A 16,190-nucleotide genomic window follows, 5' to 3' on the forward strand; every position below is an offset into this window, starting at 1 on the left:
GGAATACTATGAAGCTTATCGCGGTTAGACCAATTTACTTTGGCGGTGTCGTTGTGACAGAGGGGGAGTTACTGGAAACGCAGGAGCAGCACGGCCGTGAACTGATTAAAAAAGGTTATGCACTGCAGATGGTTGTTGATAACTCTGCGCAGCCGGAACAGCCGGAACAGCCGGAACAGCCGGAACAGCCGGAACAGCCGGAAGTTAAAGCAGAGAAGAAGGCGAAAAAGTAATGATCGATCTTGATGTGGTGAAACAGCACTGCCGCATTGATACCGACTTTGTCGGCGATGATACCCTGCTGAATTTATATACCGGAGCGGCGGCGCGGTACGTCCAGACATGGACCAGGCGAACGCTCTATGAAAATCAAAGCTCTCCTGGCTACGCAGACGACCCGGACCCGATTCTACTGAATGATGATGTTAAAGCGGCCATGTTACTGCTGATAGGTCACTGGTATGCCAACAGAGAATCCGTGGCCGTCGGTCAGACCGTTGCAGAGGTTCCGTTTGCAGTTCAGGCCTTGCTGCAGCCATACCGAATTTACGGGGTGTAAATATGGCCTGTTCCGGGTGCGCACAGAGGCGCGAGTGGATAAAAAAGTGGGCGAAAATAGCTTATGAACGAGCAACTGGCAAACGAACTGATAGCGGCGCTGCGGGAACAGACCGCAGCTCAGAGAGAACAGACGGAAGCGATAAGCCGCCTGGCTGAATCAAACGCAGCTCTGTGTGATGTCATTATCCAGTCACTGGCCGAAGATGAAGAAATTGATACTACTTCATTAGGCGATGAGCGACCCGTTTACTTGAGTCAAAGGCCGAGGAGGTGATATGCAAGCCGGAAAATTGCGTCACAGGGTTATCCTGCAGGAGCCGGTAAAAGAACAGAACCCTACAACGGGAGCCGTAATTAATACCTGGCGTGATGTCGCAACTATCTGGGCCGAAATATCCCCCTTATCAGCGCGGGAGTTTATAGCGGCCCAGGCATCACAGGGCGAAATAACAACGCGTATAACGATTCGTTACCGTGCAAGTATTACCCGAAAGCACCGTATTCTTTTTCGTGGATCAGTATTCAACATTGAGGGCGTGCTTCCGGACCCGAAAAGTGGTCGTGAATATTTGACGCTTCCTTGTTCTGAGGGGGTAAACGATGGCTGATAGTGTTGAAGTAAACCTTACCGGACTTGAGTCACTGCTTGGAAAAATGGAGGCTGTCTCCGAAGTTACCCGAAATAAAGCTGGTCGTTCTGCGCTGCGTAAGGCTGCGAATATAATCAGGGATCGCGCCAGAAGTAACGCAGCCAGAGTTGATGATCCTCTCACCAAAGAGGCGATATATAAGAATATCGTCGCCAGCTTCAGCAGCAAACAATTCCGCAGGACGGGTGATCTGGCATTTCGTGTTGGGGTAATGGGCGGCGCCAGTCAGTATGCAAACACAAAGGCTAATGTCAGGAAAGGCAGGGCTGGGAAAACGTTCAGAACACTGGGTGATAAAAGCAATCCTGGCGGTGATACCTGGTACTGGCGTTTTCTTGAGTTTGGGACCGAACATGCCGCCGCAAAGCCTGTACTGCGACCAGCGATGAATGGTGTTGATACCGCAGTAATCAGCGTTTTCGCAGAAGAAATGGAGAAAGCTATCGATCGCGCAGTAAGGCGTGCCGCCAAAAAAGGAACAACAGCATGATTGCTCCAGTTTTTGCCGTCTGTTCGACAGACCCGAAAGTAAAAGAGCTGCTCGGTGCTCACCCGGTAAGGCTTTATCCGTTTGGCATGCTTGATGATGTTCTGGTGTACCCCTACGCAGTATGGCAGAACGTGGGCGGAGAACCTGAAAATTACCTGAGTCAGAACCCTGACATCGACCGTTATTCCATTCAGGTGGATGTGTATGGCGACACCGATGAAGATGCTCTTGCTGTGGCGCGAGCATTACGCGATGTCATTCAGCGCAAGGCTTACATTACCCGCTGGGACGCGCAGGGCAGAGACCCGGTAACCCTCAAATACCGCTATTCATTCGACGTTGACTGGTTGGTCAACCGATAACTCAAAACCACTCACATCACACCGGCTATAAGCCGGTTTTTTTATATCCGGAGATGACTATGTCAGTAGTGACTCAAGGCACTCAACTTTTTGTGCTCGCGAATGGTGTCGTGAGCGAAATCGAATGTATTACGGCATTCTCACCAGGCGGCAGCCCGGCAGATCAGATTGATGATACGTGCCTCAGTGAACGCAACACCCGAAAATATAAAAAGGGTTTACGTACACCAGGACAGGCAACGGCCACTCTGAACGCTGATCCAGCAAATGCCAGCCATTTGATGCTCAGCAATATGGCTGAGTCCAACGATCAAAGCGACGTAACGTTTGCGATCGGATGGGCTGATGGGGAATCTAAACCAACAATCGGGAGCTCTGAGGGGGCTGTTGATGGTCTGACTCTGCCTTCAGATCGTACCTGGTACGTGTTCAAAGGTTATGTTTCCGATTTCCCGTTTGACTTCCAGGGTAATACCGTCGTGCAGACGTCTGCCACCATCCAGCGTTCCGGCCAGGGGGCATGGATTCCGAAAGAACAGCCAGGCAGTTAATTAAACGCGGGGATCATTCCCCGCCCCATCGATGTTTATACCGGAAAACGACATGAAACTTACTCTTGATACGCTGAAGAAAACAGGTGCTTTTACTGGTCGTCCTGTAGAGAAAGAAATTAAATGGAAAGGTGCTGACGGGGAAGAACACATTGCCACAACCTATGTTCGCCCTCTGGGTTATCACACTGCTACGTCTGACGTTCTCGCCGGGCTAGGCAAGATTGATGGCGTTGCTGGACGTATTGCAGCGTCAATCTGTGACGAAGACGGGCATCAGGTGTTTACCGTTGCTGATGTAACAGGTGAAGCTGATCCGGAACGTGGCGCACTGGATGGGAATCTTACAGTGGCTTTGCTGGTGGCCATTCAGGAAGTTAACGATCTGGGAAAGACGGACTCAGCGCAGAAGACGAAATCTGGTGTGAACTAGTCCTTAACGGGATTGGTGGACGTACCATTTCAGAAGCGCAGGAACGCCTTAGCTTCCTTGAGTTCCAGCAGTGGGTTCAGTATCGTCAAAAATACGGAAGCCTGAACCCTATGATGCGGACGGAATGGGGAGCAGCGTTGATTTCTTCTGTGCTGGCTAATGTTAATCGCAGTTCAAACACACCGGCATTCAGCATTACTGATTTCGCCCCTCACATAGCAGCGGTAGAGCGCATAGCCGCTAACGAACCAATCAGCCTGCAGGAAGCGATGAGGACGTGGGGGTAGTTTTCTTAATTACCATCAGTTAATTTGTTTCTCGTCTCAACATTTAAAGATGGTAAACAAGGAAGACAATTATGATTAAAGCTCTAACCGCATTATCTTTGATGCTTGTTTCTACAATCACATACTCTGCCTCTAAGGTCATATATCTGGAATGTCCAAATTTTGATGAAAGGGCAAAAGACTTGGTCGTAGTGCTTGATCAACCTAATGGCACAGCATCATTGCAGACTTCTTTTGGTGGAGAAGGCTTGAATTTTACTGCTCCAGCCTCCTTCGGACCAAGTAAAGTTACCTGGAGAAGGGATGAAAAAAACTGGAAGCGTAATTATTCCGTTGATCGCTCAACCCTTGAGTTCAAGCGAGAGGTATACAGCTTAACTTTCAATGACACTATGATTACTAAGACAAGTTGCAAAATAATTAAGTCACCAAACACGGCGAAATTCTAACACCAACATCACTATATATAACCCGCGCAAGCGGGTTTTTGCGTTTTAAGGAGGGGCAATGGCTGGAAAGTCACTTGGCACGCTGACAATTGACCTTGTAGCGAAAGTTGGTGGTTTTGTCTCTGGTCTTAGTCAGGCTGAAAGAGCATCTCAAAAATGGCGTAAACAAGTTAAGGACGATGCGAAGGCGGCGGCGGTAGCGTTTACAGGCTTTGCTACAGCGGCAAGTGCCGCAGCACTTAGCGTTGGTGTGGCGGGTTATAACCTCCTTAAAAATACTTCAAAACAGATTACTGAGTCTGATCGCTGGGCAAAATCACTTAACATGTCTACTCAGTCATTACTTTCTTGGCAATATGCCGCGCAAAAAGCTGGTGTTTCTGGCGATCAGATGGCTGATATTTTTAAAGATATTGGCGACAAAATTGGTGATGCCGTCCTTAACAAGTCTGGCGAAGCTGTAGACGCGCTAGATGCTCTTGGATTGTCAGCTAAGAAGTTAGCGGGTGAATCCCCAGATAAACAATTGATAGCAATCAGCAATGCGCTTGGAAATATTAAAACAAACGCTGAAAAGACCACGATTCTTGAAAGCCTTGGTAACGACCTTTCTAAATTGCTTCCTTTGTTTGAACAGGGGGGTGATAAATTACAAAAATACCTTAAGGCTGCAAAAGATTTTGGCGTGGCGCCTGATGATGCTGATATAGAAAACCTCGTTAAAGTTAATTCAATTTTTGAAGATATGGAAACGCAAATTAATGGGGTTAAGATTGAATTAGCAACTGGATTAGCAAAGGTAGACCTTTCAAACTTGCAGAAATCAATTAGCGACATGGGGGATGTTTTTAAAGACCCTGAGGTTATTAAAGGTATCACCGATCTTGTTGGCGGCGTGGTTGACCTTGCCACCTGGCTTGTTAAGGTTGGGGCGGAAGCAGGAAAACTCATTGACCTTTACAAAGGTGGCACTCCTGTTGGAGAAAATGCTTCTAAAGAAGAAATTGAACGTAGAATACGAAATCTTACAGCTGATCTTGAAGATGAGGGGTTCGCTGCAAGCTTTAACAGAATTGGTATGGATACAAATGGGAAAAGGAAAGAAAGAGACCAATTAAGACAAAGACTTTTAATTATCGAAACTGCGAATAATCTCCCTCTGACTCCAGCATTCTCTGGGAATATAAATGATAAACCAAAAAATTATAATAAAAATCCCGGTGAATCAAATGGGAAGGAGAAAACAGATTCTACTGCAAAAAAACTTGAATCAGCTTTTAAATCAATGGAGACAAGTTATCTCCGGCAAATTGCTCTCATCGACACTACCGGAAAGAAAAGCGCAGAGGTTACTGAACAACAAAAACTACAATTTGATATCGCTGACGGCAAGCTAACGGGACTTAATGAAACACAGAAGCAACGCCTTGAACAACTGGCTACAGAGGTTGATCGCCTGAATGCTGTTAAAAAGGCGAACGAGGAAAACCTAAAACTTGCTGAGTACATTTCGAATCTTCAGCGTGAAAATGCTAATGCTGCTGCTTCCCTTGATGCTGATGTTATTGGCGCAGGTCTGGGTGATAAGGCACGCGAAAGGATGCGTGAACAGCTCAGTATTGAACGCGAATTTCTGGAGAAGCGAGAGGATTTGCAACGGCGCTATCAGAGCGGAGATATTCGTAGCCAGGAGGATTATGACCGCTATAACCAGGAGCTGGACAAAGCGCTTGCTGAGCGACTCGATAAATACCGTTCTCATTATGACCAACTGGATGAGTTACAGGGAAACTGGCTGGCAGGGGCTCAGAATGGTCTGGCTAACTGGGTAGATACTTCCAGCGATTATTACACTCAGGTGTCAGATTTAGTCGGTAACACCCTTGATGGCCTGGTGGATAACATGGCTGATGCCCTCAGTGGTAATAAAGCTGACTGGGCAAGTTGGGCGAATAGTGTGCTGAATGAGCTGCAGAAAGTGTTGCTCAGGGCAATCATGGTCAACACACTTAAATCAGCTGGGGATAGTGGCTGGTTTGGTTCGCTGGGTGGGATGTTTGGTAGTTCAGTGGCTGGCGCAGCATCCGCTGGTGGTGCAACACCGTCAGGAGCTTATACAGGTGCGGCATCTCAATTGAAATTCGCTAAGGGTGGTGTAATGGATTCGCCTGATCTTAGTCGTTTCCGTAATGGTGTAGTGAATAGCCCAACGATGTTTGCTTTCGCCAAAGGTGCGGGGCTTATGGGTGAGGCTGGCCCTGAAGCGATTATGCCCCTGACGCGTACTGCTGACGGTAACCTCGGTGTTCGTATGGTGGATGATACAGTTTCTTCTGTTGGCGTCGGTGGGGCTCAGCTCCAGCAAACCATTCATCAACATTTTTCTATTTCCGGTAACGGAGATGCCGCACTGAAGCAGGCTATGCAGGAAGCCGCGCGACAAGGAGCTAATGACGGTGCGAAGCAGGCGCGTCAGGATATCTTGCAAGACTTCTCTAATCGTGGTCAGGCAAGGCGATTGCTTGGTGTGTAACCATTATTAATATTCATTAAGCCGAAAGGCGGGAGACAGTTATGACTTTAGAAGAACGAGTTGAAGCGCTGGAAAAGTCGATTTTGCGTATGCGCCAGGCCAATAATGAGATTAACTGCGCGATTGATGAACTCAGTGCTTCTGTTCGACAGCAACTGAGAGTTAATGATGAGGGACTTCAGGAACGGGACGACAAGGTTATATTAGAGGATGGTGGCGTTACTGTTCATCTCAAAGGGGGCGGAGTTATTGTTATTAAAAGTCTTAGTGCCTCTGCAAGCGAATCAGATAAATTACGCCAGGCAATGGAGCAAGCCGCAAATGCTGGCGCGGCAGCGGCTATAAAACGAATACATAAAGACTTTCTTTCTCGTGGACCACTGCGTCGATCAATCGGTTGAGGAAGAGCATATATCAGTAACATCCTGACAAATGATCAGTAGCGCCGCCGTGCGCAGAATAATGCAGGAGAATCTATGGCTGTACTCGAATGGCCGGAAGATGTCTGTCCCGCGTCGCTGACATGGCGACCTGAGAGTAATACCAAAACCTTTCGTTCCCCCTTCAATGGCTCATCGCAGACAGCACGCTTTCCCGGTACCCGCTGGGTCTGTTCCCTGACCTTTAATAACCTGACAGATGAAAAATCCAGACGTATTGATGCTCTGGTGGCTTCACTCGATGGCGAGTATGGCAGGGTAAAAGTTCGCGACTGGGGGAGAAGTGGCAGAGCGCCAGCGGGCGTGCCTGTTGTTGATGGTGCTAATCAGACAGGAACTCAGCTTCAGAGTAAGGGCTGGACACCGGGAACAGTGGTTCTCAGACAGGGAGATTACTTTACTGTTAATGACGAGCTGAAGATGGTCACAGTTGATGTGACGAGTACTGCGAACGGTACCGCAATGATTGCATTTGCGCCTATGTTGCGTAGCTCGCCACCGGCTAATGCTGCCATTGAAGTTGCGAAACCTTACGGTATTTTCAAACTGAAAGATAACCAGCAGGGGGCCGGTAACCGCGTTCCGGGTGTTTTTACCAGTTACACGCTGGAGCTTGAGGAGGCATTTTAATGCTGTATTCCCCGTTTTCTGATTCGATGGTGGACTGGTTATCCCGCGACAGGGTGACGGTTGCGATCGCCGCTAATATTCAGTTTGAATCCGGTACCGTCTATGTGCATTCCGGTACCGGGACACTGGTTCTCGGCGGTTATGTCTATTACGGTATGGGGCGCATGGGTTCTGTTGATGATGCCAGCGAAACCAGCACGACCAGCCCGACGCAGGTCAAAATGACTCTTTCTGGCCTGGATATGGCCCTCTTTGCCACCACGCTTAATGAACGCTGTGTGGGCAGAAATGCCGAAATCTATCTTGTGGCCATGGATGATAACGGTGTTGTCCAGGTTGCCGATCTCCTGTTTAAAGGGCGGGTATCCAGTACGGGGGCGACCGCTGGCGGGACGAACGCCCTGCAGTACACCATCAGTAATATTTTTGAAGACTGGCAGCGTCCTTTCCCCGATCGTTATACCGATGAATCGCAGCAGGCTGCTTATCCCGGCGACCGCATATTCCGGTATGTGGCGCAGATGTCTGAACGTTCGATTTACTGGGGCAGTAAAAAAGATGCACCAGGATTTACCTATAAGTGAGGAAGCATGAAGCATCCGGACTGGCATAACAGATTAATCACCGTAATAAGGGCCGCTGAAAAGCGGCCTTTTTTATGGGGCAGTCATGACTGCTGCCTGTTCGCGGCTGACTGCGCTCAGGCCATGTGCGGCGAGGATTTTGCGGCAGGCTGGCGCGGAACCTACGACAGCGAGCATGGTGCTAAAAAGGCGATATTGCGCGGTGGCGGTTCGCTTGAAAAGGTGCTGGCCCGTTATCTCGATGAAGTGCCTGTGAAGCTGGCGCAGAGAGGGGATATTGCCGTGGTTGAAAATGCCGGGGCGCGATGCGCCGGGGTAGTGTATTCCGGCGTTGTGTGGGTACCTGGCGAAACTGGTCTTGTCAGTCTGCGGGTTAAACCGCTGAGTGTCTGGAGGGTGCGTTAATGCCTGCTGCTGTTCCTATTGTTGCCACCATTGCCGCAGGTGTGGCGGCGGCAAATGAAATGTATGCCATCGCGATGGTTATTACCGTTGCCGCACAGATTGCCACTCAGGCGCTGACCAAGACCCCGTCGCTGAATTCCTACCGTGATACGTCTGAACGCAAACAGGTTCTGCGCGCTGCGGCCAGTGCCAAAACCGTTGTGTATGGTCGCTCCACATCAGCAGGCACTCTGTTCTTTTCCGAAGAACAGGCTGGCGAACAGGATGATGGCGAAATGCTTCATCTGGCCATTGCCCTGGCAGGACATCCGTTATCCGGTGTACAGACTGTCTGGCTGGGTGATGAGCCTATCAGTAGCTATCCTGAGCATGCCTTTTTCGAGCTGCACACCAACCGCCAGACGGCGGACCCCTACATGCTGGAAAACTGCCCGTCATGGAAAGAAGACATGATCGGTAAAGGACTCACCTGGCTGCGCGTATCCCTTAAATTCAATGCTGAAAAATTCCCGGCAGGCATCCCTAACATCAAGGTCGAAAAACAGGGGCGGGCTATTTATGACCCCCGCACCGGGTTGACGGGTTACAGCAACAATGCGGCGCTGGTTATCCTGGACTATTACCGCAATTACCTGAAAGTACCCGATACCGATATTCTCTGGGACCAGTTTAAGGAAGCGGCGAACATCTGTGATGAGGATGTGATTACTGGCGGTAATACCATTGAGAAGCGATATACCATCAACGGTGAGTTCGATCTCAGTGAAAACAAGGTCAGTATTCTGGAAGGGATGCTGGCAGCCTGCGCCGGGGATGTAACGTATACCGCGGGCAAACATGGCCTCCTGGTCGGTGCTTATTATGGTCCTGCAACAGAGGTGATCACTGAGAGCCAACTGGCCGGCGATATCGAAATCATGCCGGAAGTCTCTCAGGCGGAACGTGTTAACACTATCAAGGGGACATTTGTCGATCCGCAGCAGGGCTATACCGAAGCGGATTTCCCTTCTGTGTCTGTCAGTGAATGGGTGACGGAAGACGGCGTGGAAATATCGCAGGATATGAAGCTGCGATTTGTGACCTCTGAATTTCAGGCCCAGCGTCTTGCAGATGTGAAGCTAAAGCGCACCCGTATCGCCAGAACCATGAACGTTACGTTGAACCTGAGCGGGTACCGTTACCGCCCGGGAATGTATGTGAAGGTGAATTTCCCATCTATCGGCATCGTGAATGTTGAGATGCGGGTAACTGACTGGAAGTTCGGCGTGCAGAATGGCGTGCAACTGACGCTGAAGCAGGAAACAGCAGATGTCTGGGGCGACGCCGTTGGTAAACCGATTGAGCGACCGCCGTTCACTCAGTTGCCATCCGGTGGAGTGGCGCAGCCGCAGAATCTGAAATACACCGTGGAGGAAATTGGGCAGGTAGTACAGGGCATTCTTTCCTGGCAGAATATCGGGCAGGTGGTCTACAACAAAGTGATCATTCGTCGCAATGGTCAAATAGTGATGTCCGTCCAGGTTCCGGGGACGTTCACGCGTCTTACCGGATTACCGAAAAATACCTACACAGCCCACGTTATTGCCGTAAACCAGATGGGGGCAGAATCGCCAGAAGGGTATCTGGAATTCAGCATTGAAGCCCCGCCAGCACCTTCCCATGTTGATATTGAGCAGGGTTTCTTTGCCGTCACGTTGATCCCACGTCTGGCTGCAATTACCAGTGTTTCCACGCAGTTTGATTTCTGGACGTCAGGCGAAACAAAGCTACCCAATACCTCAACAGCCACCGTGGAAGCGAATGCCAGCCGCGAGGGGATGGGAACAACCTGGACCAGCAATCAGCTACAGGTTGGACATACCTATTACTGGTACATCAGGACGATAAATGCCTTTGGCGCCTCCGGCTTTATCGAGGTTCCGGCACTGTGTTCTATGGATACAGGCGGTTTGTTCGATCTCATTGATGACGGAATACAGAAGTCAGATGCGTTCCAGAATGTTAAAGACGGAGTTGATACTAACCTTGAAGGCATTATGGAAAATGCTCTCGCCGGTCATGGGACGGTCCAGCGTCAGTTTGAACAGTATGGTGAAGTTAAAGCTGAAATTATGACGGTCAGGACAACAGTGGCAAATCTGGATGGTGCATTTGCTGAACTGGCTGATTATGTACAGGCGCAAATCGGTCCTGATGGACAGTTGATGGCTGCTGTAAACCAGAAGATGACAGCTGAAGTAAAAAGTGACGGAACAGCCAAAGCCTCTTACACCCTGAATATGGGTATTGTCAGGAACGGTGTGAAATATAATACCGGGTTCGGCATGTCCATTGAGCCGGATGGCAGCGGTTATAAATCCACAGTTGTATTTGCTGCTGATCAGTTTGGTATTTATTCCGGAAGTGATCCGGGAAATTACACTGCTGCATTTTTTGTCTATAACGGACAAGTATTTATCCGTGATGCACTAATTCAGGATGGCAGTATCACCAATGCAAAAATTGGCAACTATATCCGGTCTACCTCTTTCGTCCCGGGTCCTTATGGAGCAGGGTGGAATATCGACAAAAACGGGAACTGTGAATTTCATGGACAGTTTTATGCGAATAGCGGTCAGTTTTCATTTAACGGTACCAATAACACAGTTGTTATCAACGGCAATGGAGTAACAGTTAATCTGCCTGGTGGTGGGCGGGTTGTCGTCGGGAGGTGGTCATAATGCCGGAAGGTATTCTGATTGATTACAACGATGGGCGCCCGGCAATGGCAATTACAGCGGGGTTGCGCGCCCCCAGTTTTTGCACAACGTTCTCGGGCTGGTCATCCCAGTCAATGCAGTACCCGGTCAATACGCCACTTGTTCCTGGTTCACAGGCTATCGTGGTGCCTACCAACCCTATTTACATCTATTCCTTTGCTGAATTTGATGTGGCCATTATGACGGGGGTCACCCGAAACGGGGATGCCGGTATCATCATTGGCGCTGAGACAATCGGGGGTAAAGCCCTCACTCCGGACTGGTCAGGTTATGTCATGGAGTTGCTGCCAGCAGCCACTTATAACGAAGGATTACTGGTTTCAAACTCAACTGACTTCACCGCTATATCCAATCAGGCCGCGTTGATGACCTGCGCTTATTCCGGGCGCATTACGGTTAGCGGCAGCGCGCCGCTTCCGGTGAGCGGTATTCCTTTCGGTAAATGGGATAACCCGAATGTGTCGGTGGGGTTTGATGGCGGCAACATCATCGTTCGCGATATTTCCTACACAGGGCGGGATGACTTAGAAGGCACAGCGACGATTGACCTGGTGATATTCAACCAGACGGCTCCTGTCGGTGGCGACGGCATCACAATGACCAACGCCGCAGGCCAGGTCACGTTCTCCACGCTGAAACGCCCCTTTGTCTATGACCGACAAATCCAGATCACTGATGCCTTTCAGGATATTGGCGGCGGATTTTGCCAGATAGTCTATACCGGCGTTCAGGTACGAATGATTGGTGGATGGGGAAATATCAGAACCAAAGGCGTGGTCATGTCAGGCGGTAGCGTCAGGTCAGCCTACAACAAAGTATTTGCGAACCGTAATTCAGGCGCATGGGATATGACCAGAAACAGAAATATCGCCATGCCCATTCTTATTCTTCCGAACATGTACTGAGGAAAAACTATGTCAGCAGGAACCTTAACTCTGACGAATAACTCTGCCCAGGTATCAGGGGCAGGGACTTCATTCACTACCGAACTGACCGCTGGCGATTTTATTGTTGTCACTGTCGGCGGCGTTCCCTATACGCTCCCGGTTAAGTCCGTGGAAGGTGGTACAGCGTTGACGCTGGTCAGTAACTACACCGGGCCAACACAATCTGGTGTGGCCTGGTCTGCTGTTCCTCGTGTGGCGCTGAATATGGTCACCGCGGCGCTGGTGGCTCAGAGCACAGAAGCGCTTCGAGGCCTGAACTACGATAAACAGAACTGGCAGCAGTTCTTCACCGCTACCGGCGATGTAACCATCACGCTTCCAGACAACAGCCAGACGACAGGACCATCAGCGAAAAAATTAATCAGTAGCGTGGGTGGCAAAGCTGATAAAACAGATCTGGATAAAAAGGCAGACTCACATTTTCCGAGTTTTACCGGGATAATGAATTTTGATGACGGTGCTGCATCAATATACCAGTCATCAGATGTGATGATTATGAGGACTGCCGGCGTTGATCGCTTGCAGCTGAGCTCGAATGGAATTTATTTAGTCAGCGTCATGGATGCGGCGGGGGGTTATCGTTCACGTCAGGGGCAAAATGGGGCGACAACATCAAACGTCTGGAATTTTCACTGGAACGGCTCACTCAATGCATGGGTTGATTCGTCTAACGTCGGTCAGGTGTCACTTGTCACTACATCAGATAAATTTCTGAAGAAAGACATAATTTATCAGTCAGATGAATCGCCAATATTTTACAACCAATGCCTTGATGAGGTATTGCGCTGGAAACCTGCATTATTCAAATATAAAGAGCGCGGGGTTATTCCGGAATCTGATGAGAAGCTCGGGTTTATTGCAAACGACCTTGTTGAAGTATCACCCGAGTGTGTTACCGGAGAGGGTTTGAAAGAAGACTTTGATCCACTCAACCCAGTCGGGGCGTATAGTCTGAACGAAGTCGCAATGCTTGCAAAACTGACCGGAGCAATTCAGGCATTGCAGAAACAAATTACTGAACTTCAGGGCAGTAGGGTGTGATGCCTTTCTTGTGATATGAATTGCCGCAGTCACGTCGTATGCAGAACGGACTGCGGCAGACCGTCACTTAATCTGAAACCATCCACATATCAGCCTCTTCAAACATTTCCTGAACAGTTCGGCTTATCTGTTCCTTCTCGTGCTTGCTGGCGTCAGTGTTGATCGCCGGCAATGTCATCATCGGTTTAACCCGGACATCAGCATCGGGGAAGATCCGGTGAACCCTCCTGGTCAATTCGCCCAGAATGATATCTTTCGCACCGGGCAGACCATCAAAATTCCTTTTGTCATAAACGAGTTCCACGAACATTGATCATTGCTCCTTTACTGGATGGATATACAGTATTTATACTGTGTTTTTATCCGGTATTCAAGAGAGGGCGTAAACATGGGCTTTTGTCAAGGCTCAATTGAAATGTCCGTTATCCAGCTCAATTAAAATGACCACTTTGATCTCTCATTCTCTTTACTGATAGACTTTCCTCCGACTGAAACAACAGGATGATTGAGCCCATGCTTCGATACGAGTTAACGCCGAACAATGCAGGTTTTATACTGTGGGGAGATTCAGAAGCCCTGAATGAATTACATGAACTCATTCATTACATCGTGGATGAAAGCCCACTGATTAAAGTTAAAGACGGATTTATGTTATCCCTTGCCTATGATATTCGTAAAGCACGGGAAGGTAATCGTCGTGTTGAGCAACATCAGTATGATCAACATGATACATATAAGCTTTATGGTGTTGAGCTTTTATGGCCTCTGGTCCTGGTACAGTCCTCAATACTCAGAAACTCAATGGGTTATATTCAGACAGACAAAAACCAGCTGTCTGTCATGTATGCCTTTGAATACCTGATAGAATCAGCATTAACAGAGTCTGAGAGAACAACGTCGAATGATATTATGCTAACAGTAAAATATGCATCAGACTCTGATTTTAATTTCATTGAGGATAATATTGACAGCAGGTGCTGCTATTTTATCAGCCTATCTCCGGAGCAAAGAAAAAAGCAGTTAATCAGTATTGTTCGTTCTTTTCATTCATTATGGGGTAAGTATGCCCGTGAAAAGCAGGACATAAAGATGCTGAACGAAATGAATAATACATCATGGGTCTGGCCGGACAATATCAACTGGTGAGCAACCACTGTCCGGCCAGTGAGTACCATCAGCGGGCTCTTTTACCAAAAATGTCCTCTGAACGTGACTGAAGCTGTTTGAGTGCTTCGAGCATGTCATCATTATCCAGTGAGCGCTGGGATTTCTTCCCTTCCTGCTTTGGCCGTCGTCGGGAAGGGCCATCTCCAGCGGGAATTGACTGAGAGCGCGTGTTATCCCGCTTGCTCTGCACCAGACTGATAAACTCCAGGGTTCGGCCAAGACGCTTGTTATCGACAATCGCGCCCTGGTCGATTTCTGACAGTCGGTCGTAGGTAGAGTAGGGAAGTAGCGTACCGTTCAGGCGCAGCTCTTTTCTGCCATCAGGATAGTGATACACATCGATATATTTACCTATTGCACGGCGACTCAGTTCGCTGTCTTCAATCAGGTACAACATTTTATCATATTGTATCGTCAACGATTTTGAGACTTTACGTTTTTCACGAACAGTGAAAATAAGCCCCAGGTCCTCATCATGTTCTACAGCACGGTGTACGTCAAAATCATGTCGCGGTACTTTGCCAAAACGGCGGTTATAGTCAGCCATATAGGCCTCAGCGAAGTCATTTGCAGCCTCCATTGAACAAATGCCCTGTAACCGCAGCTCTTTGACCAGACGATCCTGTAAAGTGAGGTGAGCTCGTTCTACACGCCCTTTGGCGGGACTGGTTTCTGCACAGATAGTCTGGATGTTCAGTTCATGCATGGCTCGCCCAAACTGAGTATGCCCGTCTCCGCCTGTGGCGTGTTTATTGTTAACACGAAAAACACCGGCTTTATCGCTGTACAGTGCCAGCGGTTTACCATGCTTATCGATATAGCGCCGCGTGGCTTCGAAGTAAGAAAACGTGGACTCCGATTTAACAAACAACAGTTCCATCAGTTTGCTGGTTGCATCATCAACATAGACCAGCGCGGTGCAGGCCGGGCCACGGCCTTCAAACCAGTCGTGATCACAGCCATCTATTTGTATCAGCTCACCAGTACACGGACGCCGGTACCGTGGTTGAGGGATCCTTGCGGCACGTTGTTTACGGGGAACCCATAAGCCAGCCCGCACCATGATGCGCCGGACAGTTTCTTTGCCAAGAAACAGTCCGTGGAGTTCTTCGAGCTTTTCACGCGCCAGAGTCGGACCGAAATCAGCATAACGCGTCTTGATCAGTTCCAGAGCCTGATCTGCGAGCCCGGGTGGCAACTGGCGGTTACCACGCATGCCACATCGTCTGCTGGCCATACCAAGCGGTCCGCCTTCACGGTAACGGGCAAGAAGTCTGCGGCATTGCCTGTCGCTGATACCGAGGTGCTCGGCCGCACGGCGCGTTGTGATGCGACGTTCAATGACGTCCTGTATAATCTTGATCCGGTTGATCTCTTTCAAAGTAAACACTCCTGAGCTTTCTGCGCTCATGATATGCCTCCCGGTAGTTTAAACGGACCAGTGAAGCTTACCATAGCGCGGACATCTGAATTGAGCCACAGGCGGACATTACTATTGAGCCATTACAGCTTTCCTTCACCTGCGACAGATTATGTTGAAACACGAATCTCCCTCGATCAGCAGCTAATCAGCCAGCCAGCAGCGACTTATTTTATGCGGGCATCGCGTTCACATTTCAGGGAAGGGATAATCCAGGGGCGCTACTGGTTGTTGATGCGTCACGTTCTCCCTGTGATGGCTCGCTGCTGATCTGCGCGATAGACGGAGAATTTAGGATCAAGCGATATCGGACACATCCTCAACCCCACCTCGTTAATCTGGAGAACGGGAGAAGGGAAACGCTGCCAGATGATGGTGATGGCTACAATTCCTCACACCCAATATTCGGGGTGATCACATACATCATTAATGATGCCAGGAACGCGGAGTTTGATGACTGCCCGGTGATGTGAGAATCCAC

At 49.2% G+C, this 16,190-nt stretch carries 21 protein-coding genes and 1 pseudogene; 20 read left to right on the forward strand and 2 right to left on the reverse strand.

Going from position 1 to position 16,190, the window contains the following annotated elements; all coding sequences use genetic code 11:
• Window positions 1-8 precede the first annotated feature (8 nt).
• The 18 genes from C2U41_RS29485 (at window position 9) to C2U41_RS06830 (ending at window position 13,122) form a co-directional block, all read left to right on the forward strand.
• Window positions 9-233: a DUF7210 family protein gene (locus C2U41_RS29485; protein WP_104427097.1), complete on the forward strand. Its 225-nt coding sequence runs from the start codon at window positions 9-11 to the stop codon at window positions 231-233.
• Window positions 233-559, forward strand: coding sequence for a head-tail connector protein (locus C2U41_RS06750; protein ID WP_103848987.1), 327 nt, complete (start codon window positions 233-235; stop codon window positions 557-559). Before C2U41_RS29485 ends, C2U41_RS06750 begins: the two co-directional genes overlap by 1 nt.
• Before the next feature lie 63 nt (window positions 560-622).
• Window positions 623-835: a hypothetical protein gene (locus tag C2U41_RS06755; protein ID WP_103848986.1), complete on the forward strand. Its 213-nt coding sequence runs from the start codon at window positions 623-625 to the stop codon at window positions 833-835.
• A 1-nt stretch (window position 836) separates the two neighbouring features.
• Window positions 837-1,169 (forward strand): phage head closure protein, encoded by a 333-nt coding sequence (locus tag C2U41_RS06760; RefSeq protein ID WP_087051099.1) that lies wholly within the window; start codon window positions 837-839, stop codon window positions 1,167-1,169.
• Entirely contained in the window at window positions 1,162-1,701 is a 540-nt protein-coding gene (locus C2U41_RS06765; RefSeq protein WP_087051100.1) for an HK97-gp10 family putative phage morphogenesis protein, read from the forward strand. The genes C2U41_RS06760 and C2U41_RS06765 overlap by 8 nt, the downstream gene beginning before the upstream one ends.
• Window positions 1,698-2,063, forward strand: a complete 366-nt coding sequence (gene gp17, locus C2U41_RS06770) for a tail completion protein gp17 (RefSeq protein WP_003841715.1) — start codon at window positions 1,698-1,700, stop codon at window positions 2,061-2,063. The genes C2U41_RS06765 and gp17 overlap by 4 nt, the downstream gene beginning before the upstream one ends.
• Before the next feature lie 59 nt (window positions 2,064-2,122).
• Entirely contained in the window at window positions 2,123-2,614 is a 492-nt protein-coding gene (locus C2U41_RS06775; RefSeq protein ID WP_103848985.1) for a phage tail tube protein, read from the forward strand.
• A gap of 52 nt (window positions 2,615-2,666) precedes the next feature.
• Complete coding sequence (locus C2U41_RS06780) at window positions 2,667-3,047, forward strand: phage tail assembly chaperone family protein, TAC (protein ID WP_103848984.1); 381 nt, start codon at window positions 2,667-2,669, stop codon at window positions 3,045-3,047.
• Between the two features lie 113 nt (window positions 3,048-3,160).
• Window positions 3,161-3,334, forward strand: a complete 174-nt coding sequence (locus C2U41_RS30065; protein WP_420260119.1) for a phage tail assembly protein T — start codon at window positions 3,161-3,163, stop codon at window positions 3,332-3,334.
• Window positions 3,335-3,405: 71 nt separating this feature from the next.
• Window positions 3,406-3,783 carry a hypothetical protein gene (locus C2U41_RS06790; protein ID WP_003841708.1) on the forward strand — a complete coding sequence of 126 codons (378 nt, stop codon included), beginning with the start codon at window positions 3,406-3,408 and terminating at the stop codon, window positions 3,781-3,783.
• A gap of 58 nt (window positions 3,784-3,841) precedes the next feature.
• Window positions 3,842-6,316 (forward strand): phage tail tape measure protein, encoded by a 2,475-nt coding sequence (locus C2U41_RS06795; RefSeq protein WP_103848982.1) that lies wholly within the window; start codon window positions 3,842-3,844, stop codon window positions 6,314-6,316.
• 41 nt (window positions 6,317-6,357) lie between these two features.
• Window positions 6,358-6,717 (forward strand): hypothetical protein, encoded by a 360-nt coding sequence (locus tag C2U41_RS06800; protein ID WP_103848981.1) that lies wholly within the window; start codon window positions 6,358-6,360, stop codon window positions 6,715-6,717.
• Between the two features lie 75 nt (window positions 6,718-6,792).
• The gene (locus tag C2U41_RS06805; protein ID WP_103848980.1) at window positions 6,793-7,386 is read left to right on the forward strand and encodes a hypothetical protein; all 594 of its coding nucleotides are present in this window, start codon (window positions 6,793-6,795) and stop codon (window positions 7,384-7,386) included.
• On the forward strand, window positions 7,386-7,970 hold the full coding sequence (locus C2U41_RS06810; protein WP_048217931.1) for a hypothetical protein: 585 nt from the start codon (window positions 7,386-7,388) through the stop codon (window positions 7,968-7,970). Before C2U41_RS06805 ends, C2U41_RS06810 begins: the two co-directional genes overlap by 1 nt.
• Window positions 7,971-7,976: 6 nt before the next feature.
• Window positions 7,977-8,375, forward strand: a complete 399-nt coding sequence (locus C2U41_RS06815) for a DUF6950 family protein (protein WP_016150471.1) — start codon at window positions 7,977-7,979, stop codon at window positions 8,373-8,375.
• On the forward strand, window positions 8,375-11,095 hold the full coding sequence (locus C2U41_RS06820) for a phage tail tip fiber protein (protein ID WP_103848979.1): 2,721 nt from the start codon (window positions 8,375-8,377) through the stop codon (window positions 11,093-11,095). The genes C2U41_RS06815 and C2U41_RS06820 overlap by 1 nt, the downstream gene beginning before the upstream one ends.
• Entirely contained in the window at window positions 11,095-12,039 is a 945-nt protein-coding gene (locus C2U41_RS06825) for a DUF6453 family protein (RefSeq protein ID WP_048999131.1), read from the forward strand. The genes C2U41_RS06820 and C2U41_RS06825 overlap by 1 nt, the downstream gene beginning before the upstream one ends.
• Window positions 12,040-12,048: 9 nt before the next feature.
• Window positions 12,049-13,122 carry a tail fiber domain-containing protein gene (locus C2U41_RS06830; RefSeq protein ID WP_103848978.1) on the forward strand — a complete coding sequence of 358 codons (1,074 nt, stop codon included), beginning with the start codon at window positions 12,049-12,051 and terminating at the stop codon, window positions 13,120-13,122.
• A gap of 67 nt (window positions 13,123-13,189) precedes the next feature.
• Here the strand turns inward: C2U41_RS06830 and C2U41_RS06835 are convergent, their stop codons facing one another.
• Window positions 13,190-13,432 (reverse strand): DinI family protein, encoded by a 243-nt coding sequence (locus C2U41_RS06835; protein WP_103848977.1) that lies wholly within the window; start codon window positions 13,430-13,432, stop codon window positions 13,190-13,192.
• Between the two features lie 203 nt (window positions 13,433-13,635).
• Here C2U41_RS06835 and C2U41_RS06840 point away from each other — a divergent pair, with 203 nt between their 5' ends.
• A complete protein-coding gene (locus tag C2U41_RS06840) occupies window positions 13,636-14,268 on the forward strand; it encodes a DUF6904 family protein (RefSeq protein WP_001567369.1) in 633 nt (210 codons plus the stop codon).
• Between the two features lie 28 nt (window positions 14,269-14,296).
• Here C2U41_RS06840 and C2U41_RS06845 read toward each other — a convergent pair whose 3' ends face one another.
• Window positions 14,297-15,700 (reverse strand): ISNCY-like element ISKpn21 family transposase, encoded by a 1,404-nt coding sequence (locus C2U41_RS06845; RefSeq protein ID WP_001567368.1) that lies wholly within the window; start codon window positions 15,698-15,700, stop codon window positions 14,297-14,299.
• Between the two features lie 84 nt (window positions 15,701-15,784).
• Between C2U41_RS06845 and C2U41_RS06850 the strand changes: the two are divergent.
• Window positions 15,785-16,182: pseudogene (locus C2U41_RS06850) on the forward strand (HumD family translesion DNA polymerase).
• Window positions 16,183-16,190 lie beyond the last annotated feature (8 nt).

This window comes from Citrobacter freundii complex sp. CFNIH4 (genome assembly GCF_002934505.1).
Classification (GTDB): domain Bacteria; phylum Pseudomonadota; class Gammaproteobacteria; order Enterobacterales; family Enterobacteriaceae; genus Citrobacter; species Citrobacter freundii.